This window comes from Acinetobacter sp. AOR18_HL (assembly GCF_027855145.1).
In the GTDB taxonomy this organism is placed as follows: Bacteria; Pseudomonadota; Gammaproteobacteria; order Pseudomonadales; family Moraxellaceae; genus Acinetobacter; species Acinetobacter pittii.
Map to the genome: position 1 here is coordinate 141,671 of NZ_JAKTIG010000031.1, position 20,982 is coordinate 162,652.

At 38.3% G+C, this 20,982-nt stretch carries 23 protein-coding genes; 2 read left to right on the forward strand and 21 right to left on the reverse strand.

Annotated elements, in window-relative coordinates:
• Positions 1-72: 72 nt before the first annotated feature.
• The 18 genes from gspK to MKL51_RS08870 form a co-directional block, all read right to left on the reverse strand.
• On the reverse strand, positions 73-1,032 hold the full coding sequence (gspK, locus tag MKL51_RS08785; protein WP_017482270.1) for a type II secretion system minor pseudopilin GspK: 960 nt from the start codon (positions 1,030-1,032) through the stop codon (positions 73-75).
• Positions 1,033-1,788: a type II secretion system minor pseudopilin GspJ gene (gspJ, locus tag MKL51_RS08790; RefSeq protein ID WP_017482271.1), complete on the reverse strand. Its 756-nt coding sequence runs from the start codon at positions 1,786-1,788 to the stop codon at positions 1,033-1,035.
• Entirely contained in the window at positions 1,788-2,168 is a 381-nt protein-coding gene (gene gspI, locus MKL51_RS08795) for a type II secretion system minor pseudopilin GspI (RefSeq protein ID WP_017482272.1), read from the reverse strand. Before gspI ends, gspJ begins: the two co-directional genes overlap by 1 nt.
• Entirely contained in the window at positions 2,158-2,712 is a 555-nt protein-coding gene (locus MKL51_RS08800; protein ID WP_017482273.1) for a type II secretion system protein, read from the reverse strand. Before MKL51_RS08800 ends, gspI begins: the two co-directional genes overlap by 11 nt.
• Before the next feature lie 6 nt (positions 2,713-2,718).
• Positions 2,719-3,327, reverse strand: coding sequence for a TetR/AcrR family transcriptional regulator (locus MKL51_RS08805; RefSeq protein WP_005069536.1), 609 nt, complete (start codon positions 3,325-3,327; stop codon positions 2,719-2,721).
• Positions 3,328-3,363: 36 nt separating this feature from the next.
• On the reverse strand, positions 3,364-4,137 hold the full coding sequence (locus MKL51_RS08810; RefSeq protein WP_270904286.1) for a TatD family hydrolase: 774 nt from the start codon (positions 4,135-4,137) through the stop codon (positions 3,364-3,366).
• A gap of 17 nt (positions 4,138-4,154) precedes the next feature.
• A complete protein-coding gene (locus MKL51_RS08815) occupies positions 4,155-4,496 on the reverse strand; it encodes a PilZ domain-containing protein (RefSeq protein WP_002121335.1) in 342 nt (113 codons plus the stop codon).
• A 10-nt stretch (positions 4,497-4,506) separates the two neighbouring features.
• Positions 4,507-5,487, reverse strand: a complete 981-nt coding sequence (locus tag MKL51_RS08820) for a DNA polymerase III subunit delta' (protein WP_017482275.1) — start codon at positions 5,485-5,487, stop codon at positions 4,507-4,509.
• 13 nt (positions 5,488-5,500) lie between these two features.
• Entirely contained in the window at positions 5,501-6,262 is a 762-nt protein-coding gene (gene kdsB / locus MKL51_RS08825) for a 3-deoxy-manno-octulosonate cytidylyltransferase (RefSeq protein ID WP_002121419.1), read from the reverse strand.
• 9 nt (positions 6,263-6,271) lie between these two features.
• Complete coding sequence (gene lpxK, locus MKL51_RS08830) at positions 6,272-7,282, reverse strand: tetraacyldisaccharide 4'-kinase (protein WP_017482276.1); 1,011 nt, start codon at positions 7,280-7,282, stop codon at positions 6,272-6,274.
• Between the two features lie 2 nt (positions 7,283-7,284).
• Entirely contained in the window at positions 7,285-9,012 is a 1,728-nt protein-coding gene (gene msbA / locus MKL51_RS08835) for a lipid A export permease/ATP-binding protein MsbA (protein WP_002121388.1), read from the reverse strand.
• Complete coding sequence (locus tag MKL51_RS08840; protein ID WP_005069548.1) at positions 9,009-9,437, reverse strand: ExbD/TolR family protein; 429 nt, start codon at positions 9,435-9,437, stop codon at positions 9,009-9,011. Before MKL51_RS08840 ends, msbA begins: the two co-directional genes overlap by 4 nt.
• A gap of 15 nt (positions 9,438-9,452) precedes the next feature.
• Positions 9,453-10,088 carry a MotA/TolQ/ExbB proton channel family protein gene (locus MKL51_RS08845; RefSeq protein WP_107908731.1) on the reverse strand — a complete coding sequence of 212 codons (636 nt, stop codon included), beginning with the start codon at positions 10,086-10,088 and terminating at the stop codon, positions 9,453-9,455.
• A gap of 50 nt (positions 10,089-10,138) precedes the next feature.
• Complete coding sequence (locus MKL51_RS08850; protein WP_017399496.1) at positions 10,139-11,026, reverse strand: ParB/RepB/Spo0J family partition protein; 888 nt, start codon at positions 11,024-11,026, stop codon at positions 10,139-10,141.
• Positions 11,023-11,805, reverse strand: coding sequence for a ParA family protein (locus MKL51_RS08855; RefSeq protein ID WP_002121458.1), 783 nt, complete (start codon positions 11,803-11,805; stop codon positions 11,023-11,025). Before MKL51_RS08855 ends, MKL51_RS08850 begins: the two co-directional genes overlap by 4 nt.
• Before the next feature lie 21 nt (positions 11,806-11,826).
• Positions 11,827-12,459 (reverse strand): 16S rRNA (guanine(527)-N(7))-methyltransferase RsmG, encoded by a 633-nt coding sequence (rsmG, locus tag MKL51_RS08860; RefSeq protein ID WP_017482277.1) that lies wholly within the window; start codon positions 12,457-12,459, stop codon positions 11,827-11,829.
• Between the two features lie 87 nt (positions 12,460-12,546).
• Positions 12,547-13,236 carry an N-acetylmuramate alpha-1-phosphate uridylyltransferase MurU gene (gene murU / locus MKL51_RS08865; RefSeq protein WP_002121402.1) on the reverse strand — a complete coding sequence of 230 codons (690 nt, stop codon included), beginning with the start codon at positions 13,234-13,236 and terminating at the stop codon, positions 12,547-12,549.
• On the reverse strand, positions 13,236-14,249 hold the full coding sequence (locus MKL51_RS08870; RefSeq protein ID WP_017482278.1) for an aminoglycoside phosphotransferase family protein: 1,014 nt from the start codon (positions 14,247-14,249) through the stop codon (positions 13,236-13,238). The genes murU and MKL51_RS08870 overlap by 1 nt, the downstream gene beginning before the upstream one ends.
• A 120-nt stretch (positions 14,250-14,369) precedes the next feature.
• Between MKL51_RS08870 and MKL51_RS08875 the strand changes: the two genes are divergently transcribed.
• Both MKL51_RS08875 and MKL51_RS08880 read left to right on the forward strand, forming a co-directional pair.
• On the forward strand, positions 14,370-16,811 hold the full coding sequence (locus MKL51_RS08875; protein WP_002121446.1) for an LPS-assembly protein LptD: 2,442 nt from the start codon (positions 14,370-14,372) through the stop codon (positions 16,809-16,811).
• Entirely contained in the window at positions 16,811-18,121 is a 1,311-nt protein-coding gene (locus tag MKL51_RS08880) for a peptidylprolyl isomerase (RefSeq protein ID WP_017482279.1), read from the forward strand. Before MKL51_RS08875 ends, MKL51_RS08880 begins: the two co-directional genes overlap by 1 nt.
• A 119-nt stretch (positions 18,122-18,240) precedes the next feature.
• Here MKL51_RS08880 and fba read toward each other — a convergent pair whose 3' ends face one another.
• The 3 genes from fba to MKL51_RS08895 all read right to left on the reverse strand — a co-directional run bounded on the left by fba (position 18,241) and on the right by MKL51_RS08895 (position 20,956).
• Complete coding sequence (gene fba / locus MKL51_RS08885; protein ID WP_002121428.1) at positions 18,241-19,278, reverse strand: class II fructose-bisphosphate aldolase; 1,038 nt, start codon at positions 19,276-19,278, stop codon at positions 18,241-18,243.
• Between the two features lie 121 nt (positions 19,279-19,399).
• Complete coding sequence (locus tag MKL51_RS08890) at positions 19,400-19,645, reverse strand: hypothetical protein (protein WP_002121463.1); 246 nt, start codon at positions 19,643-19,645, stop codon at positions 19,400-19,402.
• 123 nt (positions 19,646-19,768) lie between these two features.
• On the reverse strand, positions 19,769-20,956 hold the full coding sequence (locus MKL51_RS08895; RefSeq protein ID WP_017482281.1) for a phosphoglycerate kinase: 1,188 nt from the start codon (positions 20,954-20,956) through the stop codon (positions 19,769-19,771).
• Positions 20,957-20,982: the final 26 nt, after the last annotated feature.

Consider the following 20,982-nt stretch of genomic DNA (forward strand, 5'->3'; position numbering starts at 1 on the left):
TATTTAACTTCAGAAAAATTTATAATTACAAACTTCAAAAACATCCAAAGTAAATAAATCATAAATTTTCAATTAGTTAAAAGGCGCTATATTTCTAGAATATACATAAACCTGCTTATCACTGCGTATCAAGGCACTTGTGAACTGTCTTTTTCTATTATTCAACACAACCTCAATTTGTGCTTGAAAAAAGTTCGACTTCACATCTAAAAGGCTATTAACTTCAGTTTTCTTTTGCGCATCAACTGCTGAAAAAGCATTCAATTGCCATAATTCATCAATATTTTGAAAGAATTTTAAATTCTGTTGGCGTAATTGAAGTTCTTTTTCTATAGTCCCTAAATCTAATTTTTGATCAATACTCGCTAATACTAATGGTGATGCGGTATTAACATTCACTTTTGTATTTTCAGGTAATGCAGAAATGTATGGTGCGATTAAATCATATTTCTTGCCTTCAAAACCTCTTACCAATTTCAACTCTTCTATACGATGAAATTTAGCATTTGAAGCTAAATAACCAGGATCAAGGCCTTCATAATAATTACTTTCTGCCCCCATAGGTCCAGATGGTTCATCATCGGGATCTTGCCAATCAATAACTGCCTGACTTAACTCTGCTGGCAATCCTACACGCACAAGCAATCGCTCAAACCAATTTTTAGCAGCTTCGTTTACCTTGCCTTCATTGGTCGTTAAATTGTTTAGATTAAATTTTCCTGACTCATCTAGTAAGCGCCCCGATACAGCTCCATCTTCTATTGAGAAAGGTGGCATTGGCTGAGCCCAACTTTCCTTTAAATGATCGATACCACCAGCATTATTTGCATCTTGAATTAATAATTCAGAAAAAAAAGCTTCTGCACTTTTTGCATAGAGTAATGACTGATTTTGACGCATCAAATAACCCGTATTTTCCATCGTATTAGTTTGATGCTTTGCGATAGAGGCAGCTAAAATTGTAGCCAAAGCAACCATTATCAAAATTGTGAGTAACGCTACACCTTGCTGATTTTTTTTATAGAGTAACATTTATTGACCTCCCTGTTTGGAGAGCAATAAGTCACCTTGGTTTAAGCTATAAATCCACTCATAACTTACACCTGCAACCGTGAGTTGCATTTTTATTCCTTTTGGCAACTTCCTAAATTCATCAGGTTTTGTAGGGTCAATATTAACTTCAGGCCACTTTGTTACTTCTTGAGGTGTCAAAACCATAATTTGAAATTGTTCAACTTGGCTCAACAGCGTACTTGATAAGGGTTGCTCTCTATTTGAAGTATTTAAGTTACTATATTTAAGGCGATAAAGCTTTTTTTGATCAGGATCATATCGATATTCGATACGCTCAAAAGGTGATAATCCTTGCTTTAATGGATCAGTAACACCTGCCTTACTAAAGCGGAGAACTTGATTATCAATCTCTAAAGCTGGACGTAATTGCCCGCCTTGATTGGCTGATAAAGGTATAATTTGCAATGTATCACGCAAAACTTGTTGATAAGCATCTTGTAATTCAAATAGCTGCACTTCATGTTGAGTATTACGATCACGGACTTTTAGTAAATAATCAAAAACCTTCCAACCCAACAAAGATAAAATAGCAAAAATTGCAATCGCAACTAAAAGCTCAACTAAAGTAAATCCTGAGCGAGGATTAACAAAGCGAAGCTTTGTCTGAGCGCAAGACGAAGAGCTTTGCTCGGAGTAACCCCTCATCATCTGCTCTGATCGTGCCGCAAGACGGGAAGCTGGGCCTGGAGAGTGAAAACTTTTATTCTTTATCATTATTTTGCTTTCATTGGATAATTAAAAAATACCAAGTGAGTAATACCATTTTGAACTTTGCCCTTATCTGAATCATATAAGCTAATTTGTAAATCTACTTTCTGAACATTCGGGCTAATTGTTGATTGTGCAGATTTGTCAATCTGCCAAGTTTCGCCTTGAGAAGTAATTTGCTTACTTTGAGTACCTTCAAGCCATTCCTGATTTATCTCCATTAAAGCAACTTCATTCATTGCCACAAACTGAGCTTTTGTTCTAAGAATTGCATTTGAGGTAGATTGAGTATATTGCATGGCTACTTTAGTTAACGCGACAGCCGCTACTGCAAAAATTGCTAAAGCAACCATTACTTCTAATAGAGTAAAGCCTTTAGATTTCATTTATTTTACCCAAATGATCAATTTGTATTTCTGAACCAATTGGTTTTTGTTCAAAGTAAAACTGTATTTTCACAGTTTTAGCTTCACCGTTACCGAACCAGATTAACTGGGGAGCCTGCCCTCCAATTAAATCGGTATTCGTAGCTTTTGAATAGTTTTGCTCATCTAAAGGTTGTATTGTAAACGATACATGTTTAGGCAACTGGCGTGTATTAAACTCAGAATATTTCTGCCAGCGATTTTTTAAATCTTGGACCTGTAATTTACTCTGGTCATGATACTCATAGAATTCATAAGAAAATGGTGAAACATCTGTTTCACTGAGAGTAGATAAAGCTAAAACACGAGACTGATCAAGCGACTCTTTACCAATTTTATGCATATCAAGCAAAAATAACTCTCTTGCTTGCATCGCTTTCTTTTGGTCAACCCCACCTATGTTGAGTAGAACTAAAGAAGTCATAATCGTCATAATAACAATCACCACCATCACTTCTATGAGAGTAAAACCTTTTTGGGATTTAAGTGGTGATTGAGATTTCATATTGACCTAAGCATATTGCTCAACAGCTTGTTTAGGTAAGGCTAAAGCCTGATCAATATAAGCCACTCTTAAAGTGTCTCTTGAACCTAAATATCGTTGATAAAAACTTGAATTGAGAATAGCTGCCGCACCATGAGTTAATGACCAAATAGAAGCAAGATAATCTCGTGTAGGCATACTGCTTTGAATAGATTCTAAGTAGTGGTCTGTCATGCGAATGATAATTCGCAATCTCTGTTTACGCACTTGATAAAGTTCGTGAAAAAGATGATGTACGCCTTGAGCAGTGATTGAGAGTTTTTCCTCAATTTGATGGAATAAAACTGTTCGCTCAGGATGATGTAAATGATGCAACATGAAAAAGGCTAAATGTTCCGGAAAGGCCTTTTCAGTATCTTGAACCATTTCAAGTAACATACGCTCATTACGAATAATCAACAGCATGTACAACTCATCTTTACTTTGAAAGTGTTTGTACAAAGTTCCTTTTGCTAGATCAAGCTCAGCAGCCAAGACATCAAGTGTCATTCCGGCTTCGCCATTTTCTAGCAATAATTGTTCCGCAACCTGAAATATTAATACTTCTCTTGCTCGGAACTGAGCCTGACGATCCATCTTCACGCAATTACTCTCTTATATAGTTTCTATAACCTAAATCGCTTTTAGCAAGTTCTCAAAATTTTGTGAGGTGATCATTGCAATTTCCTCAACCGATTTATCATATACATCACTGAGCGCTTTGGCTACATAAGGCACATATTTTGGTTCATTTGTTTTACCACGATATGGGACAGGTGCTAAATACGGGCTATCTGTTTCAATTAAAAGGCGATCTAGTGGAACCTGTTTAGCTACATCGCGCAAATCTTGAGCATTTTTAAATGACACAATACCGGAAAAAGAAATGTAATAACCACAATCAAGCACAGCTTTAGCAGTTTCCCAATCTTCAGTAAAACAATGCAGAATCCCATGTGTTGAGTGTTCAGCACGGATAATATCTACCGTATCATGCTTTGCTGATCGGGTATGAACGACAACTGGTTTTTTTACAATTTTTGAAGCTTGGATATGTCTTGCAAAACACACCTTTTGCTCTTCAATAAAATCTGTACTGTGATAATAGTCCAGTCCAGTTTCACCTAAAGCCCATACTTTTTCTGATTGAGCCGATTCAACCAAATATTCAGTTGTTGCACGTGCCATTGTGTCCACATCCTCACAAGGGTGTACACCTACCGTATAACCAACATCTGCATGTTTCTTTGCAATCTCAGATAGTGCAATATGGTCATCGAGATCAACGGAAATTGCCATAAACTTAGACACTCCTTCTGCTCGCGCCGCTGCAAGCGCAAGGTCCAGATCACCGTTATAAGGCATTAAATCTAACATCGTTAAATGGCAATGCGTATCAACAAACACTTTTCTTTCCTATTTAATTACATCGTATAACTTGGACGATCTAGAGACATACTACCAGCCAAAACTCGTTCTGCCTCAGTTTTATAGTAAATTCCCTTATCTCCGCTTAACTGAATAGCAAAACCTTGAGGTTTAAATCCACTTTGCTTATGGGAGATCCAGATTACTTTGCCTGTTAGAGGAATTTTTTGAGACTGCTCAGGCAAAGTCGCTAAAATGAAAATTTCTTGTCCCATCTTTACCTTTTGTTTTGATGGTACGAATAGGCCTCCACCTTGCACATATCCCATATAGCTTGCTTGCAAAGTAGCTTTATCAGGAATATTTACCTGAATAATCCCCCCCATTTGCGGCTGCATAGTTTTCCCCTTAAATATTCATTAACGTTATAAATAATTGATCTATAATAAGTTGGCTTTGTACATTTTGCTCAACAAGCTTTTTTGCTTGCTGTAATTCACTATAAATATTAAATAAGCTTTCTAAATCATAATATGGGCTTAACTGATCAAAATCTAAATCAGTATTTTTCTGTGGTTGGTTTAGCTTGACACAAATTAAATCACCCAACAAGTATTCAAAAAGCATTATAAAATCATTAAAACTTAATTCTTTTTGCCATTTGCCTGAGAAAAATAAAGGCATATTTTTTTGAGCAACAATTTTAAGCCAATCATTTAAGAAAACTTGCCTTTTCGCAAACCAGTCACTTTGAGCAATTTCTATTGCTTGTAAAGGCATATCATTAGATAAGCCAAGCAGTAAATCGGGCTGCACTTCCGCAAGTTCAGATAAATGCTCATTCAAATAAGAAGTAGCTTGCTCATATGAAATACGATCTAAAGCGAAATGTTGCAATCGGCTACGAATAGTGGCCGGTAGTTTAAGATAGTGATCAGCTAATAAAATTAAAACAACACGCTCGCCTGGTTCTTCTAAAGTCTTTAGCAAAGCATTTGAAGATGCCAAATTAAGTGCTTCTGCAGGCTCAATCACAATAACGCGCCAACCTTCTCCCGTTTGTTGTACGAAAGGTAGTAAGTCACGGATCTTTTCTATTTTAATTTTTGCATTCTGTTTTTTATTTTCTTCATCCGTTGTGATATGAACATAATTGGGATGAGTGTCTGATTTTAACCATTGGCAACTACTACATTCACCACAAGGGCCCTGCGGCTGCTTATTTAAACAAAGTACCCATGCCAAAAACTGCTTAGCAAAAGCATGTTTTCCACAACCTTGCTTGCCGTAAAATAAGAGACCATGTCCAATATTGGGAAACCTTGTTGTCAAGGTGTCCCATGTTGTTTGCTGCCAAGGATAAACCTTTGAAGTTACATTCGGATTCATTAAAAATTAACGCTTATTCAAAAGATTCAACAGGCATACTATTTAAGCGATCAAGATCAGCTTGAGTGTCCACACCTGGTGGTAAATTGGCTTCGGCTACAGCAATTGCAATTCGATGACCATTTTCCAAAACACGTAATTGTTCAAGGCTCTCCAACTTTTCAAGCTTCCCCATATCCCATGTTACGTATTCTTGTAATAAGTTCACTCGATAAGCATATAAACCTAAATGACGAAATGCTTGTGAATGTAAAGTCGGTTCATCATGCTTAGCCCCATCTCGATCATAAGGAATGGTAGCCCGGCTAAAATATAAAGCTTCATTTTGTTTAGACATGACTACTTTTACAATACTGTCACGCTGGAACTCATCTAAGGTATGAATCGGCTCACACAACGTAGACATTGAACAATTTGGTTTATCAACCAAAAGTTCTGCAACTTGCCGAACAAGTTGAGCTGGCAATAAAGGTTCATCACCTTGAACATTTACAATAATATCGTCTGCATCCCAACCCTTAATGCGAGCTACCTCACTTAAACGGTCTGTACCCGAAGGATGATCTGCACTGGTAAGAACTACATCAATTCCATCTGCACGGCAGATCTCAGCAATACGTTCGTCATCTGTTGCCACGCACAAATCATCAAAACCTTCGACTTTTTTTGCCTGATCCACTACACGTAAAATCATAGGACGGTTATGAATAAGCAACAATGGTTTACCTGGCAAACGCGAACTTGAGAAGCGTGCTGGAATGACGATGTGTTTCATTTTTTCTTCCTAAGATAATTGAATATCAAGTTCTTGCAATTGCATTTTTAAAACCTGATAACACTGTGTAGACAGCACAGCTGTAACAGGAACTACCCAAATAGATTGTTTAAATTCAGGATGTTTTTCAAGTAACGGTAATAGTTTAACTGCATCTTTTTCAGTTGTAATAAGTGGCAGCTCATCATTAAAAATTAAATCATTGATTATGTAATCATGATGATCTTGAAAGGCATGCTCTTCGAATTGCTTCAACCCTAGATCTTTAAGGGTTTGATAAAACCGTTGAGGAAAGCCAATACCCACTACAGCATGATAATTATTCTCAAGATTAAAGCTTGGTTTAGAATTAGATAAAGGGTTAAGTAAATATGGCTGTCCTGTCTCGAGATACATGTTTAATTCTGTAGCAGGTTTATGAGTATGCTCAATCACTGTTCCAGTTTCTAAACGTTCAACAGGCTCTCGCAGATAACCTTCAGGTAATAGTTTTTTATTCCCTAAACCACGATTTTGATCCAGTACAATCCACTCGATCTGTCGATCTAATGCCCAATGCTGCAACCCATCATCACTAATAATCAAATCTATTTCTGATGACTCAAGCAATAACTCTATTGCGGCCTGCCTATTAGGACCTACTGCCATTGGTACACTTGTAGCCTGAACAATTAATGCTGGCTCATCCCCAGCTTGAGCTACTTGGCCGCCCGAGGTAACCAGCAGTGGAAAAGGACCATTACCCCCATATCCCCGACTAATTACCCCTACTTTTACATTATGCTGCTGTAGATAATTCACCAGTTGTATTAGCAAGGGAGTTTTTCCGCTTCCACCTACTGTGATATTACCTATAACCATCACAGGTACGGGCGCTTTATAAATTTGCTTAAAACCTGAATTATAAAGATTACGATTTAGTAAAAACCCAGCCCGATACAAGCAAGACAATGGACGTAAAGCAATCAACCAACTCGATTGTTTATTCCATGCATTCTGGATCAGCTGGACTAATGACATGCTTAGTTATCCTCGAAATTACGCTGATGTAATTGATAATAAGCACCATGTTTTGCGAGGAGTTCTTGATGAGTACCTTGTTCAACAATTTGTCCTTGATCCATCACTACAATACGGTCAGCATTTTCAATTGTTGATAAACGGTGAGCAATGACAATCGTAGTGCGGTCTTGCATCGCTTCATCAAATGCTTGCTGAATAAAATGTTCAGATTCATTATCAAGAGCACTTGTAGCTTCATCTAAAATTAATATTGGAGCATTCTTTAAAATTGCTCGAGCAATAGCAATTCGCTGACGCTGACCACCAGATAAGTTTAGGCCCTGTGCCCCTAAAACAGTATCATAACCATTTGGTAAATTCATAATGAAATCATGTGCATATGCAGCTTTTGCAGCGGCATGAATTTCCTCATCTGACGCACCTTGCAACTGACCATACGCAATGTTTTCACGAACAGTACGATTAAATAATACAACTTGCTGATTTACCATTGCGATTTGGGTACGCAAACAAGAAAGATCAATATCATTAATTGGCAAACCATCTAAATAAATTTGCCCACTTGATACCTCTTGGAAACGTACCAACATATTAACTAATGAGCTTTTACCAGCACCTGAACGTCCAACTAATGCTACAGTTTGCCCAGGAAGAATATCTAAAGAGAAATCTTTAATAGCCTGTACGCCATCAGCATAATTTAATGCCACATGATCAAAACGAATTGCACCATTTAGTTTAGGTTTCAACTGACCGTTATTTTGCTCTTCAGGCAAATCTAATAGTTCAAAAACAGAATGAGCTGCTGCTAAACCGCGTTGTAACTTTTCATTAACATCAGTCAAGTTTTTAACTGGTTTTGCTAATAGACCAGCAGCTGTAAGGTAAGCCACGAACTCACCAGCACTAGTATTACCTAAAATCTGTGGTCGTAAAGCTAACCATACAATAAGGGCCATCGCACAAGCCATTACTACCTGAACCACAGGGCTATTCAGGTTTTGTACAATTACCATTTTTAAACCACGTTTTAAGTTTTCTTCTGATGACTTATAGAACCGTTCTTGTTCAGACTCTTCACCAGCAAAAGTTTTTACTACAGCATTACCATTGATACTCTCTTGAACAACGTGGTTCACATCACCCATTGTATCTTGAACCTGTAATGAGAGTTTTCGCATACGTTTTGAAGCTTTACGTACCAATACACCAATTACAGGTAAAAATACAAAAACACATAAAGTAAGACGCCAATTGGTATAAAACAGATAGCCTAATAATCCCAGTGTAATCATCCCATCCCTAACGATGACTCTTAATGACTCCGAAGAAGCTGCTGTTAGCTGCTCAACGTTATACATAATCTTGGCAGTAATATGGCCAGATGAATTATCTAGGTAATATTGTGCCGGTAGTCTTAAAAGTTTGGCATAAACTTCTTGGCGAATACTAAAAACCAAACTACGTGAAATCACCGCAGTATAGTAACCCCCCATAAAAAGGCCTAAACCACGGAAAAAAACCAATAAAATGATTAATAATGGGAACCAATCCAGATCACTTCTACTGCCACTTTGGATTGCATCAATAATAAATTTAATCAATTTAGCAACGGAGACTTCTGTTGCTGAGTTAATACCGAACCCGATAAGAACTAATAAGGCCACGCCCCAATAAGGTTTTAAATAGGCTATGAGACGCAAATAAACCTTAAAATCTTGATTCACTCAGAAAAACCTCTAGAAGGAACTTTGGTACTAATATTGATGTTAACAAAACCGAGTTGTCCTGCTACATCCATAACGCGAATTACATCCTGATGAGACGCTTTGGCATCCGCAGCAATGATGAACATAAAATCACGGCGCTCTTGAGCAACTTGCTTAATCGCAGTACTCAGATCAGCAACCTCTTTAGACGAAAGTGCCTGACCATTTACAGCATAATGACCAGAAGAGTCTACCACGACTTCAATTTTGTGATCGTACTGTTTTGGTGGAACACCTTGTGCATCTGGTAACGTTAAATTGAGGCGACTTGGCTGATTAAAAGTAGTCGATAGTAATAAAAAAACCAAAATGAACAACAAACAGTCAATCATAGGCGTTAAATTGATATGGATGTCTTCAACCTGAGAACGTTTAAATTTCATCTGGCTATTCACCCATCACCCAACACGACGATGTTCTGCTATAGACGAGGAACGTTTATAGAACAATGAGGCATGAAATAAAGTCGATTGCTGCTCTAGTTCAGCAATATAATCTTGTACTAATCTTTGAAAATAGCGATAAGCAACTAAAGCAGGAATCGCAATTAACATTCCCACAGCTGTAGTAATAAGCGCTTTAGAAATACCCGGAATCATTAAACTTGGACTACCTGCCGATCCAAAATCAATCACAAGGAATGACTCAATAATCCCGACTACTGTACCAAGCAGCCCTAATAAAGGCGCCACAGCACTCAAAGTCCCCAAGAAATTAATATTTTTCTCTAAATAAGGAATTTCTTGAGAAGCGGCTACTTCCATTTGTGCTCGTGCAAATTGCTCACCATGCTCACGATGATCAAAACCTGCTTTTAAAATGTGAGCCAATGCGCTGTTTTGCACTTCTACATTTTGTTCCAAATTTTCCACAATATCTTCAGTTCTTAACGAACTATCATCAATTAATGCTTTGGGTAGAACTTGTGAACGTCTTAACCGAACAAAACGTTCAATGCTGATCGCAACAGTTAAAATTGAGCATAGAATTAAAGGCAACATCAACCAGCCACCCGCTCTCACAAGTTCCCACATATCTTCTTCCCCAAGAATATAAAATTAGAAATATATGACCCAAATGCAAATTAATCAGGCAAACAAATATTTAAAATGCCATCTAACTCATCTAAGGTATGGTAGTGAATAACAAGCTTACCCTTACCTTTTTGATTATGATCAATTTTCACATTAGCGCCAAAACGCTCTGATAATTTTTGTGTCAATTGTTCAATATCAGGTGCTACAGGTGCTTTTTCCTTCTCCTGCTTAGGCTCACTTCTATCACGCACCAATTGCTCTGTTTGACGAACAGATAGTCCTTTTTCAATTACGATTTTAGCAACGTCTAATTGATCTTTACCCTTTAACGTCAAGATAGCTCGAGCATGCCCCATATCAAGCTGGCCTTGCTGCATGAAATCTTTAATTTCATCCGCCAAACTCAACAAACGAAGTAAATTACTTACCGTAGTACGTGCTTTCCCTACTGTGTCAGCAATTTCTTGATGGCTCAAACCGAATTCATCATGAAAACGCTGCAAGGCTATAGCCTGATCAATCGGATTTAAATCTTGACGCTGAATATTCTCAATAAGTGCTAACGCAATGGCAACCTGATCATTTAAATCACGAACAATTGCAGGAATTTCAGTTAAACCCGCAAGTTGCGCTGCACGCCAGCGTCGTTCACCCGCAATGATTTCGTATGGATGTGCTTCATCATCAACTGGACGAATTACAATAGGTTGCATCACTCCATGTTTTTCAATAGAAGATGCTAGCTCTTGCAAATCATGCTCATGAATAAAGCGACGTGGTTGATATTCACCACGTTTCAATAAATTTACATCAATTTGTTTCAACTGTCCGTGGTCAAGTGCCTGTGCTTCCAGCTGTAATTTTTCTTTTTGAATTGAACCAAGTAATGCATCTAAACCACGTCCTTTAGCCAATCCGCGTTTTTTGATGCTCATACTTTACTTCCTTTCTTCACTTTACTTTTCTTCAACATCTCAGCTGCAAGATTTAAGTATGCAACTGCACCTTTAGAACTTTTTTCAAAATAGATAACAGGCAAACCATGCGCTGGTGCTTCTGCTAAGCGAACATTACGTGGAACGACAGTATCATAAAGTTTTTTACCGAAATACTGTTCTAACTCAGCAGATACATCACGTGTTAAAGCATTTCGTGCATCGTACATTGTACGTAATACACCAATAATTTCTAAATCAGGATTTAATGCCTTTTGAATACGATCAATAGTCTGGGTTAAATCAGCTAAACCTTCTAGCGCATAATATTCGCATTGCATTGGAATGATTACACTATCTACAGCTGCCAAAGCATTAACAGTAATCAAGCTCAAGCTTGGCGCACAATCCACTATGATAAAATCAAATGAGTTTCGGATTTCATTCAGAGCATTTTTTAGAATAAATTCGCGCCCTTCTTGCTCTGCAATAGCAAGCTCAACACCGGAAAGTTCACGATTAGATCCTAAAACTTTATATCCAACTTCTGCTTTTTGAATAGCTGTTTCAATTGGTACTTCACCAAGTAGAACATCCGTAATCGAATACAAAAGATCGTTCTTTTGAATACCGGACCCCATCGTAGCATTACCTTGTGAATCCATATCTACAAGTAATACACGTTTCTTTAATACAGCTAGAGACGCTGCAAGATTTACTGCAGTCGTTGTTTTACCAACACCACCCTTTTGGTTTGCAATCGCAATAATTTGAGCCATGGTAACCCTAATACTTTTTATTTAAATACGTTGAAGTAAAAGTAAATGACGTTGTTCATCAAGTCTTGGTACGCGCAGCTCAATCACTTTACATAAAAAGTCCTGCTTAAGTTGCTCAATTTCCTCAACGGGCACAACTCCTTTCATTGCTGCAATTATACTGCTCTGATGCAAGTATGGCTGAGCTGCATCCACAAAATCCGTTAAAGAAGCAAAAGCGCGACTTGTAATCACATCAAATTGACCAAGCTCATCAATTGTATCTTGATTTTCAACACGTGTTTGCACGGCTACTACGTTTTTTAACTTAAGGTCAGCAATAAACTGTTTCAAAAAACGAATTTTCTTACCATTTGAATCAAGTAATACACATGAGCGTTCCGGCTGACATAAAGCAATGATCATGCCCGGCATACCACCACCTGTACCTACATCAAGCAAACGGCCTGCTGGCAAATCTTTCAAAATACTTAGGCTATCTAACAAATGCTTCACTAACATTTCTTTCGGATCACGAATCGCTGTTAGATTATAAGCTTTGTTCCAAAGTACCAAAGCATCTTGATACTTCAACAATAATGTCAAAGCTTCATCGCTAAGCGATAAACCTAATTTTTGACTACCCTGTTGTAACTCTTGAAAAAACGGATGCATAAACAGATAACATCTAAGTAAAATTTAAAACAAAGTATACCCATTTATGCATCGTGGAACACTAGTTAACGATTAGGGATTACACACTTAATCGTAGAAGCCTTCACGAATTTGCAAATCTAGCTCCATTAAACGCTCAGGCGTTCCCACATCTACCCATGCACCTTTAAGCTTTTCACCAGATATTTTCTGATTATGCATCGCTTGCTTCAATAGTGGAGCTAAAGGACGCTTACCCGCTTCCAATCCGTCAAAAAGTTTAGGATGAATAACAGATAGACCACTAAAAGTGAGGTTTTCGCCCGTCACATCTTGATCGAATGTAAAAGCGCGCCCATCCAATAATGTAAAGTCGCCTTCAGGATGCTGTTTAGGATTATCAACCAACACAAGATGTGCCAAATCATCATTTAATTTAATATGGCGCAGACCTTCAAAATCCATTGTGGTCCATACATCTCCATTCACCAGAATAAAAGGATCTGTTCCAAGCAGTGGCAAAGCATTAATAATTCCACCAGCTGTTTCTAGCCCTTCATCCTCTCGTGTCCAACGGATATCCACACCAAATTGAGAGCCATCACCTAAACTACTGATGAGCTTGTCGGCCAACCATGCAGAATTGATGACTATTTCAGTCACACCAATTTTCTTAAGTTTTTCAATATGCCACACAATCAGGGGCTTACCGCCCACCTCGAGCAAAGGCTTTGGTGTATATAGCGTAAGTGGACGCATACGATTGCCCAAGCCAGCAGCAAGAATCATTGCTTTCATTATGCTGCTACCTCATAGCTACCATATTTCTCGATAAATTTAGGCATCACGATATTATTTATAAATGCCATAAACTCTTCAAGCTCAGCGTAACCACGACTTTCTTCGAGCAAATACCACATGACACGTGGTAAATCCTTCAAATAACCAGACTTACCATCACGTTCAAATAAGCGAACAAAAATGCCTAAAATTTTAATATGGCGTTGGATCGCCATTAAATCTGCATCACGTTTAAATTGATCAAAGCTACGGTTTTGTTTAGTCGACGCTGGCAACAGGTCATAAAACACTTTAAACCATTGATAAACACGATCAGCGTTCCATTGAACATATGCATCACGAGTAATCGAAATTAGATCATATGTATCAGCGCCAATAACAGCATCTTGGAAGTCGATTACCCCTAATTCTTGCTCATCGGTAATTTTCATCAAATTTCGACTATGAAAATCTCGATGTACAATAACTTGTGGTTGGGCTAATGCAGCATGAGCCAAGAAGTCAAATGCATTATCAATCGTTTTTTTCTGTTCAGCAGTCGGCTGAATAGAAAGCGACGGTAACATCCAGTCTGTGAGTAGATGCATTTCCGACATTAATTTTTCGTAAGAATAAGCTGGGAACTGATTAGTCCCGTCAATAGACTGCAATTGAATAAGTTGTTTAAAACTTTGTTCGTAGTATTTATCAACAGTTTCGTTAGTTAATAATGTCGACAAAAGCACATCGCCAAAGTCTTCTAACAATAGAAAACCTTGAGCCAGATCTTTCGCGACGATCTGAGGCACACGTACGCCATGGCTCGCAAAAAACTCGTCAATGGTCACAAACGGAACACAGTCTTCTTTTTCTGGAGGGGCATCCATGAGCATATACGTTTTATTTTGTAACTCGATACGCGCATAACGGCGGAAGCTTGCATCACCTGCTAAAAAAGCGATCTTAAATTGATCATTTTCAAGAACAGATGTAAGCCATGTATATATCAATTGTTCACGTTGTGTATTCATTTGCAATAAAATCTAAAACAAGCTGAGATTTTTGAAGGGTTAAGTGTAGCCACTTATAAACTTTTTCTCTATGATGCGACAATAATTAATTGTGAATTAGCATACTTGGTTAATGAGACAATGAAGCATCAGTTTAAATTTAATCCTTTAGCGACAGCTATTTTTACGCTCTTATGTGGCTCCATACAATCAAGTTATGCTGAGTCAACTGATGTTGTCTCCAATATAGACAATAATCAACTTAAAGCGAGCATCAAGGAAGCTTACCCAGGTCAAGAATTCTTTCAGCAATATTATGTTGATAAATCTGCACCTGAAGCACAGCTTCGTGACAATAAATATTTAAGCTCGGCATTTTGCCAAGGCACATGGGTTACACCGATTAACCCTGAGACCAAAGCTTTAGACGCCGACAAAGCGACTTCTGTCGTTACGGCTAACTACGGACATTACAATCCAGCGGGTGATTCTGTTTTAGAAGGTGATGTCGTTATTGATCAGGAAGGACGTACAGTTCGTGCTGACAAAGTAACGATTGATAAGACCCAAACCTTTGCGCATGCACAAGGTCGAGTACAGTTAGCTCAAGGCGGGTTACTTTCACAGAGTGATGAAATTAATTATAACCTAAAAACCCAAACCGGGAATTTAGACAATAGTTTTTATATTTCTGAACAGCAACATGCCCATGGTCATGCAGGAAAAATCGAAAGAACCTCACCAAACGTTATGGTTCTTAATGATGCAACCTATACGACTTGCCCACCAGGCCAAAAACCCGGTTGGAAAATCCAAGCCAATAAAATTGAGTTAAATCAGGAAACTGGACGCGGCGTAACTCGTGGAACAAAATTATATGTTAAGGACGTTCCTGTTCTAGCTGTTCCCTATTTTAACTTCCCGATTGATGACCGCCGTACTACAGGTATCCTCAACCCACAATTTGGTTTCTCAAATGATGGTGGTGTTGAGCTTTCTGTTCCGGTTTATTTAAACCTTGCACCTAACTATGATTTGACACTTACTCCGCGATATTTAGCAGACCGCGGTGCAATGCTAAAAGGTGAATTTAGATATTTAACTGATGGCTTTGGTGCTGGTGAAATGTGGGGTGGCATCTTGCCATCTGACAAAAGTTATGATGACAAAGATCGTAAAGATTTCCATTTTTTACATAATTGGGATATCAACGACCAGTGGTCTACTAACCTCGAATATAACTATGCATCAGATAAAGATTATTTCTCTGACTTAGATAGCAGTCCTAACTCTAAAACAGATCTTAACTTACGTAGAGCTTGGGAACTTAATTATCAACATGGTATTCCGGGTTTAAAAGCACAGCTTAAGGTCGAAGATTTCCAGACACTTGATCCTGAAGTTGCAGATGCAGATAAACCATACGCGCGTTTGCCACAATTCTTATTAAATTACGTCACTGGTAATCCACTAGGACTACAATACGAATTTAATAACGACACTGCTTACTTTAAGAAATCAATTAATGATGATTCTGCTCAAGAAAGTAGTGGTACACGTATTTATAACCAGTTCGCAACGCGTTATAACTACCGTACACCGGCAGCTTTTGTGATTCCTGAAGTCTCTGTACGTTCTATTCAAACGTTTTATGATAAGGACAGTATCGCATCTCAAAATCTAGATGGTGGTTCCGAAAACAAATCAGTCGTTGTACCTCAATTCACGTTAGACACTGGACTGAACTTTGAACGTGATGGTAAGTACTTACAAACACTTACACCACGTGCTTTCTATGCATATGCGCCATACAAAAATCAAGATGGTTACCCTAACTTTGACTCAACTACTGCGTCAGTAAGTTATGATCAATTATTTAACCCTTATCGTTTTTATGGTCATGACCGCCTAGAAGACAATAACTTTTTATCCTTGGGTGTAAGTTATAGCCTCTTTGACACAGTAGGTTTAGAACGTTTACGGGCAAGTGTAGGTCAAAGTTACTATTTCGAAGACCGTCGTGTCACCTTACAACGACAACAAGATGAAATTGATACTGAACGCAACACAGGTCCTGTGGTGAGTCTATCAAGCCAGCTTAACCAAAACTTTACCATTGCTGCTAACTCAGCTTGGATGTCGAATGGTGACAATGCTCAACGTGACTTCCAACTTTACTATACTGGTGATAAAGGAAATCTATATAACCTAGGCTATTTCTATCGTAAAGATATTCCTGGTCGTCAAGATACTTATGACCAAGTTGTTGCATCGTTTATACAACCAATTAAAGACAATTGGCGTATTATGGGCCACGTACAATATGACATGGACAATGATGTTGCCCGCGAACTCTTACTAGGAGTTAACTATGAGTCATGTTGCTGGGGTATTTCTGTCTACGGCCGTTCGTATTATAACGATCTAGACGATCCAAAATCTCCAGATGTTAGTGAAAAGCGCGCGATCATGGCCGAAATTACACTAAAAGGTTTAGGTGGTTTAAACAATAAACTCGCGTCTTTACTTGAAAATCGCGTTTTAGGTTTTAACAAAATTAATCAATCTTGGACACAACGTTAATGAAGACAAAGCATCTTAAACAGTTTTTTAAAGCAACTACACTTGCTGCCCTAATCTCTTCATCAATGCATAGTTTTGCCCAACCCGCTGATGAAGTTGTGGCAATTGTGGACAATAGCGTAATTTTAAAAAGCGATCTTCAACAAGGTATGGCTGAAGCAGCTCATGAACTGCAAGCTCAAAAGAAAGAAGTGCCACCTCAGCAATACTTACAGTTTCAGGTATTAGATCAATTAATTTTGCGTGAGGCACAACTTGAACAAGTTAAAAAATATGGCATTAAACCTGATGAAAAGAGCTTAAATGAAGCTGTACTTAAAGTAGCAGGTCAATCTGGCTCTAAAAGTTTAGAAGCTTTCCAGCAAAAGTTGGATGCTATGGCACCAGGAACTTATGAAAGTTTACGTGGCCGAATCGCTGAGGATTTAGCGATTAGCCGTTTGCGCCAACAACAAGTGATGTCTCGTATTAAAATTAGTGATCAAGATGTAGAAAACTTCTTAAAATCACCTCAGGGACAAGCTGCGTTAGGTAATCAAGCACATGTAATTCATATGCGCATTTCAGGTGACAATGCACAAGAAGTTCAATCTGTAGCTCAAGAAGTACGCTCAAAGCTTGCGCAAAGTAATGATATAAATGCTTTGAAAAAACTTTCAACTGCAAATGTAAAAGTTGAAGGTGCTGACATGGGTTTCCGCCCACTGTCTGATATTCCTGCTGAACTTGCGGCTCGTATTACTCCATTACAAGATGGTCAAACAACTGACTTAGTTTCAGTACGTGATGGTGTACATGTTTTAAAGCTTCTTGAACGTAAACAAAATGAGCAAAAAGCTTTAGTACCTCAATTTCAAACCCGCCACATTCTCATTCAACCATCTGAAGTAGTCACTCTTGAGAATGCTAAGCAAATTATTGATAACATCTATAAACGCTTAAAAGCTGGTCAAGATTTTGCAACACTTGCAGCAACCTATTCAAATGACACAGGTTCAGCACGTGATGGGGGAAGTTTGGGTTGGGTAACACCTGGAATGATGGTTCCTGAATTTGATAAAAAAATGCAGGAAATTCCTGTAGGTGAAATTAGCGAACCTTTCCAAACTCAGTTCGGCTGGCATATCTTACAAGTAACGGATAAACGTGAAAAAGATATGACGCATGAATATCAAGAGCGTATGGCACGTCAAATTTTAGGTGAACGCCAATTCAACACTGAAATTGATAGCTGGTTACGTGAAGTACGTGCAAATGCATATGTAGAAATCAAAGATCCAAGTCTAGACAAAAAGAACTTACAAAAGTAACTCTTTTTCTCTTTATTAAAACCTGTGTTTGTCACAGGTTTTTTTATGCATGAAATTTACCTAATAAAAAAACCGGTTATATAAATAACCGGTTCCTATAAATTAAACCCTGACGGGAATTATTTATAACGATCAACCATTTTCTCTAAAGAAATCGGACGAATCTTGTCAGCATTTCCAGCTGTACCAAACGCTTCATAACGATCAATACAAATTTGCTTCATTGAATCTACAGTTTTAGCAAAGTATTTACGTGGATCGAATTCAGCTGGGTTTTCAGCCATAAACTGACGAATTGCACCAGTAGATGCTAAACGTAAGTCTGTATCGATATTGATCTTACGCACACCATGTTTAATTGCTTCTACAAGCTGCTCAACAGGTACACCATAAGTCTCTTTAATATCACCGCCAAACTCATTGATTACTTTCAACCACTCTTGCGGCACAGAACTTGAACCATGCATAACAAGATGAGTATTTGGTAATGCCGCATGAATTTCTTTAATGCGGTCAATTGCCAAGATATCACCTGTAGGTGGACGAGTGAACTTGTAAGCACCATGTGAAGTACCTACAGCAATCGCTAATGCATCTACATTAGTATCGGCAACAAACTGAGTCGCTTCTTCAACAGAAGTAAGAAGTTGTGAGTGATCAAGTACACCTTCTGCACCAACACCGTCTTCTTCGCCAGCCATACCAGTTTCAAGGCTACCTAAACAGCCAATCTCACCTTCGACAGAAACACCACATGCATGTGCCAAAGCAACAACATTACGAGTTACATCAACGTTGTATTCATAAGAAGTAGGTGTTTTACCATCTGTACCTAATGAACCGTCCATCATCACTGAGCTAAAGCCAAGCTGAATTGAACGCTGACAGATATCAGGGCTTGTTCCATGGTCTTGATGCATTACCACTGGAATATGTGGCCATTCTTCAATTGCAGCCAAAATAAGATGGCGTAAGAATGGAGCGCCTGCATATTTGCGAGCTCCAGCTGATGCTTGAACAATTACAGGTGAATTGGTTGCATCCGCGGCAAGCATAATTGCACGCATTTGTTCTAAGTTATTTACGTTAAATGCTGGTACGCCGTAGTTATGTTCAGCAGCGTGATCCAAGAGCTGGCGCATTGAAATGAGTGCCATAATATCCTCCCAGGTAGTGCGGCTTATTCTACCCTGTCATTTATTTCAATTCAGCAACAAATCACAGTATTTCAAAAAAAATCCCTGCATTTGCAGGGATTTTTTAACAAAAAACAACAAATTAATGTGTTTCTGAAGCAGCAGCCTCACTTGGCGCACTACCTTCAACCACATCTGTATTCTTTTCATCTAGAACTGGCTTATCAATCGCATCAATTGCTGCTTGTTGCTCAGGCGTTACTTTTTCAGAAACAGCAGTAGATGCAGCTGATTCTTGGCCCGCTTGAGATGCTTCATCTTTCTTAGCACAAGCAGTCAACATCATTGGTACAATTAACATAGCAGCAAATGTAAGCTTTAAATTCATCACTATTTTCCACAGTTGGTGATTTAATACTCGACATTTTATTGCAAATATATGACAGTTTAATGACTTATCAATGAAAAAGGGATTGGTTACCCAATCCCTTCTTATTTCTATATAACAGTATTAAGCACGTTCAAGCAAAACTGCAACTGCTGGCAATGTTTTTCCTTCAACAAACTCAAGGAATGCGCCACCACCTGTAGAAATATAACCAATTTGATCAGCTACGTTATATTTATCAATTGCAGCTAATGTATCTCCACCACCAGCGATCGAGAATCCTTCCGATTGAGCAACCGCAAGAGAAAGCGCTTTCGTACCTTCACCAAATTGATCTACCTCAAATACGCCTACTGGACCATTCCAAAGGATCGTTTTTGATGTTGTTAAAATATTAGCGAATGCTTTAGCAGTTTCTGGACCAACGTCTAAAATCATATCATTTGCAGTCACATCTTCTACTTTCTTCACAACAGCTTGAGCTGCTGCTAAAGAACCTAAGAAATCTTCAAAATTAATTTGCGATGCATCAGCAACTACAACATCTGTAGGAAGTGGAACACTTACTTTAGCAGCAATTTGTTTAGCAGTTTCAACCAAGTCAGCTTCATATAATGATTTACCAACGTTAAAACCAGCAGCTGCTAAGAATGTATTTGCAATACCGCCACCAACGATCAGTTGATCACAGATACTAGAAAGTGAGTTTAAAACATCGAGTTTAGTTGAAACTTTAGAACCAGCAACAATTGCAACCATTGGTTTTTCAGGAGTTTGCATTGCACGGCCTAGTGCATCTAACTCAGCAGCCAACAAAGGACCAGCAGCAGCAACTGGAGTAAAACGAGCTACACCTTCAGTAGATGCTTCTGCACGATGAGCAGTACCAAATGCATCCATAACAAATACATCACATAATGCAGCATATTTTTGAGCGAGCTCTGGATTATTTTTCTTTTCGCCATGGTTAAAGCGTACATTTTCAAGCAATACAACTTGACCAGCTTCAACCTCAACGCCTTCTAAATAATCAGTTAATAATTTAACTTCTTGACCTAATACTTCTGTTAAATAAGCAGCGACTGGTGCAAGTGATTGTTCTGGCTTTGGTTCACCTTCAACAGGACGACCTAGATGTGAACATACCATCACTGCTGCACCTTTATCTAAAGCAGCTTTAATAGTTGGTAATGCTGCACGTAAGCGAGCATCGCTAGTAATCACACCATTTTTGACAGGAACGTTTAAATCTTCACGAATAAGGACACGTTTGCCTGTTAAGTTAAGGTCAGTCATACGCTGAAAATTCATGTAAAGCTCTCTTTATGATTTTAAAA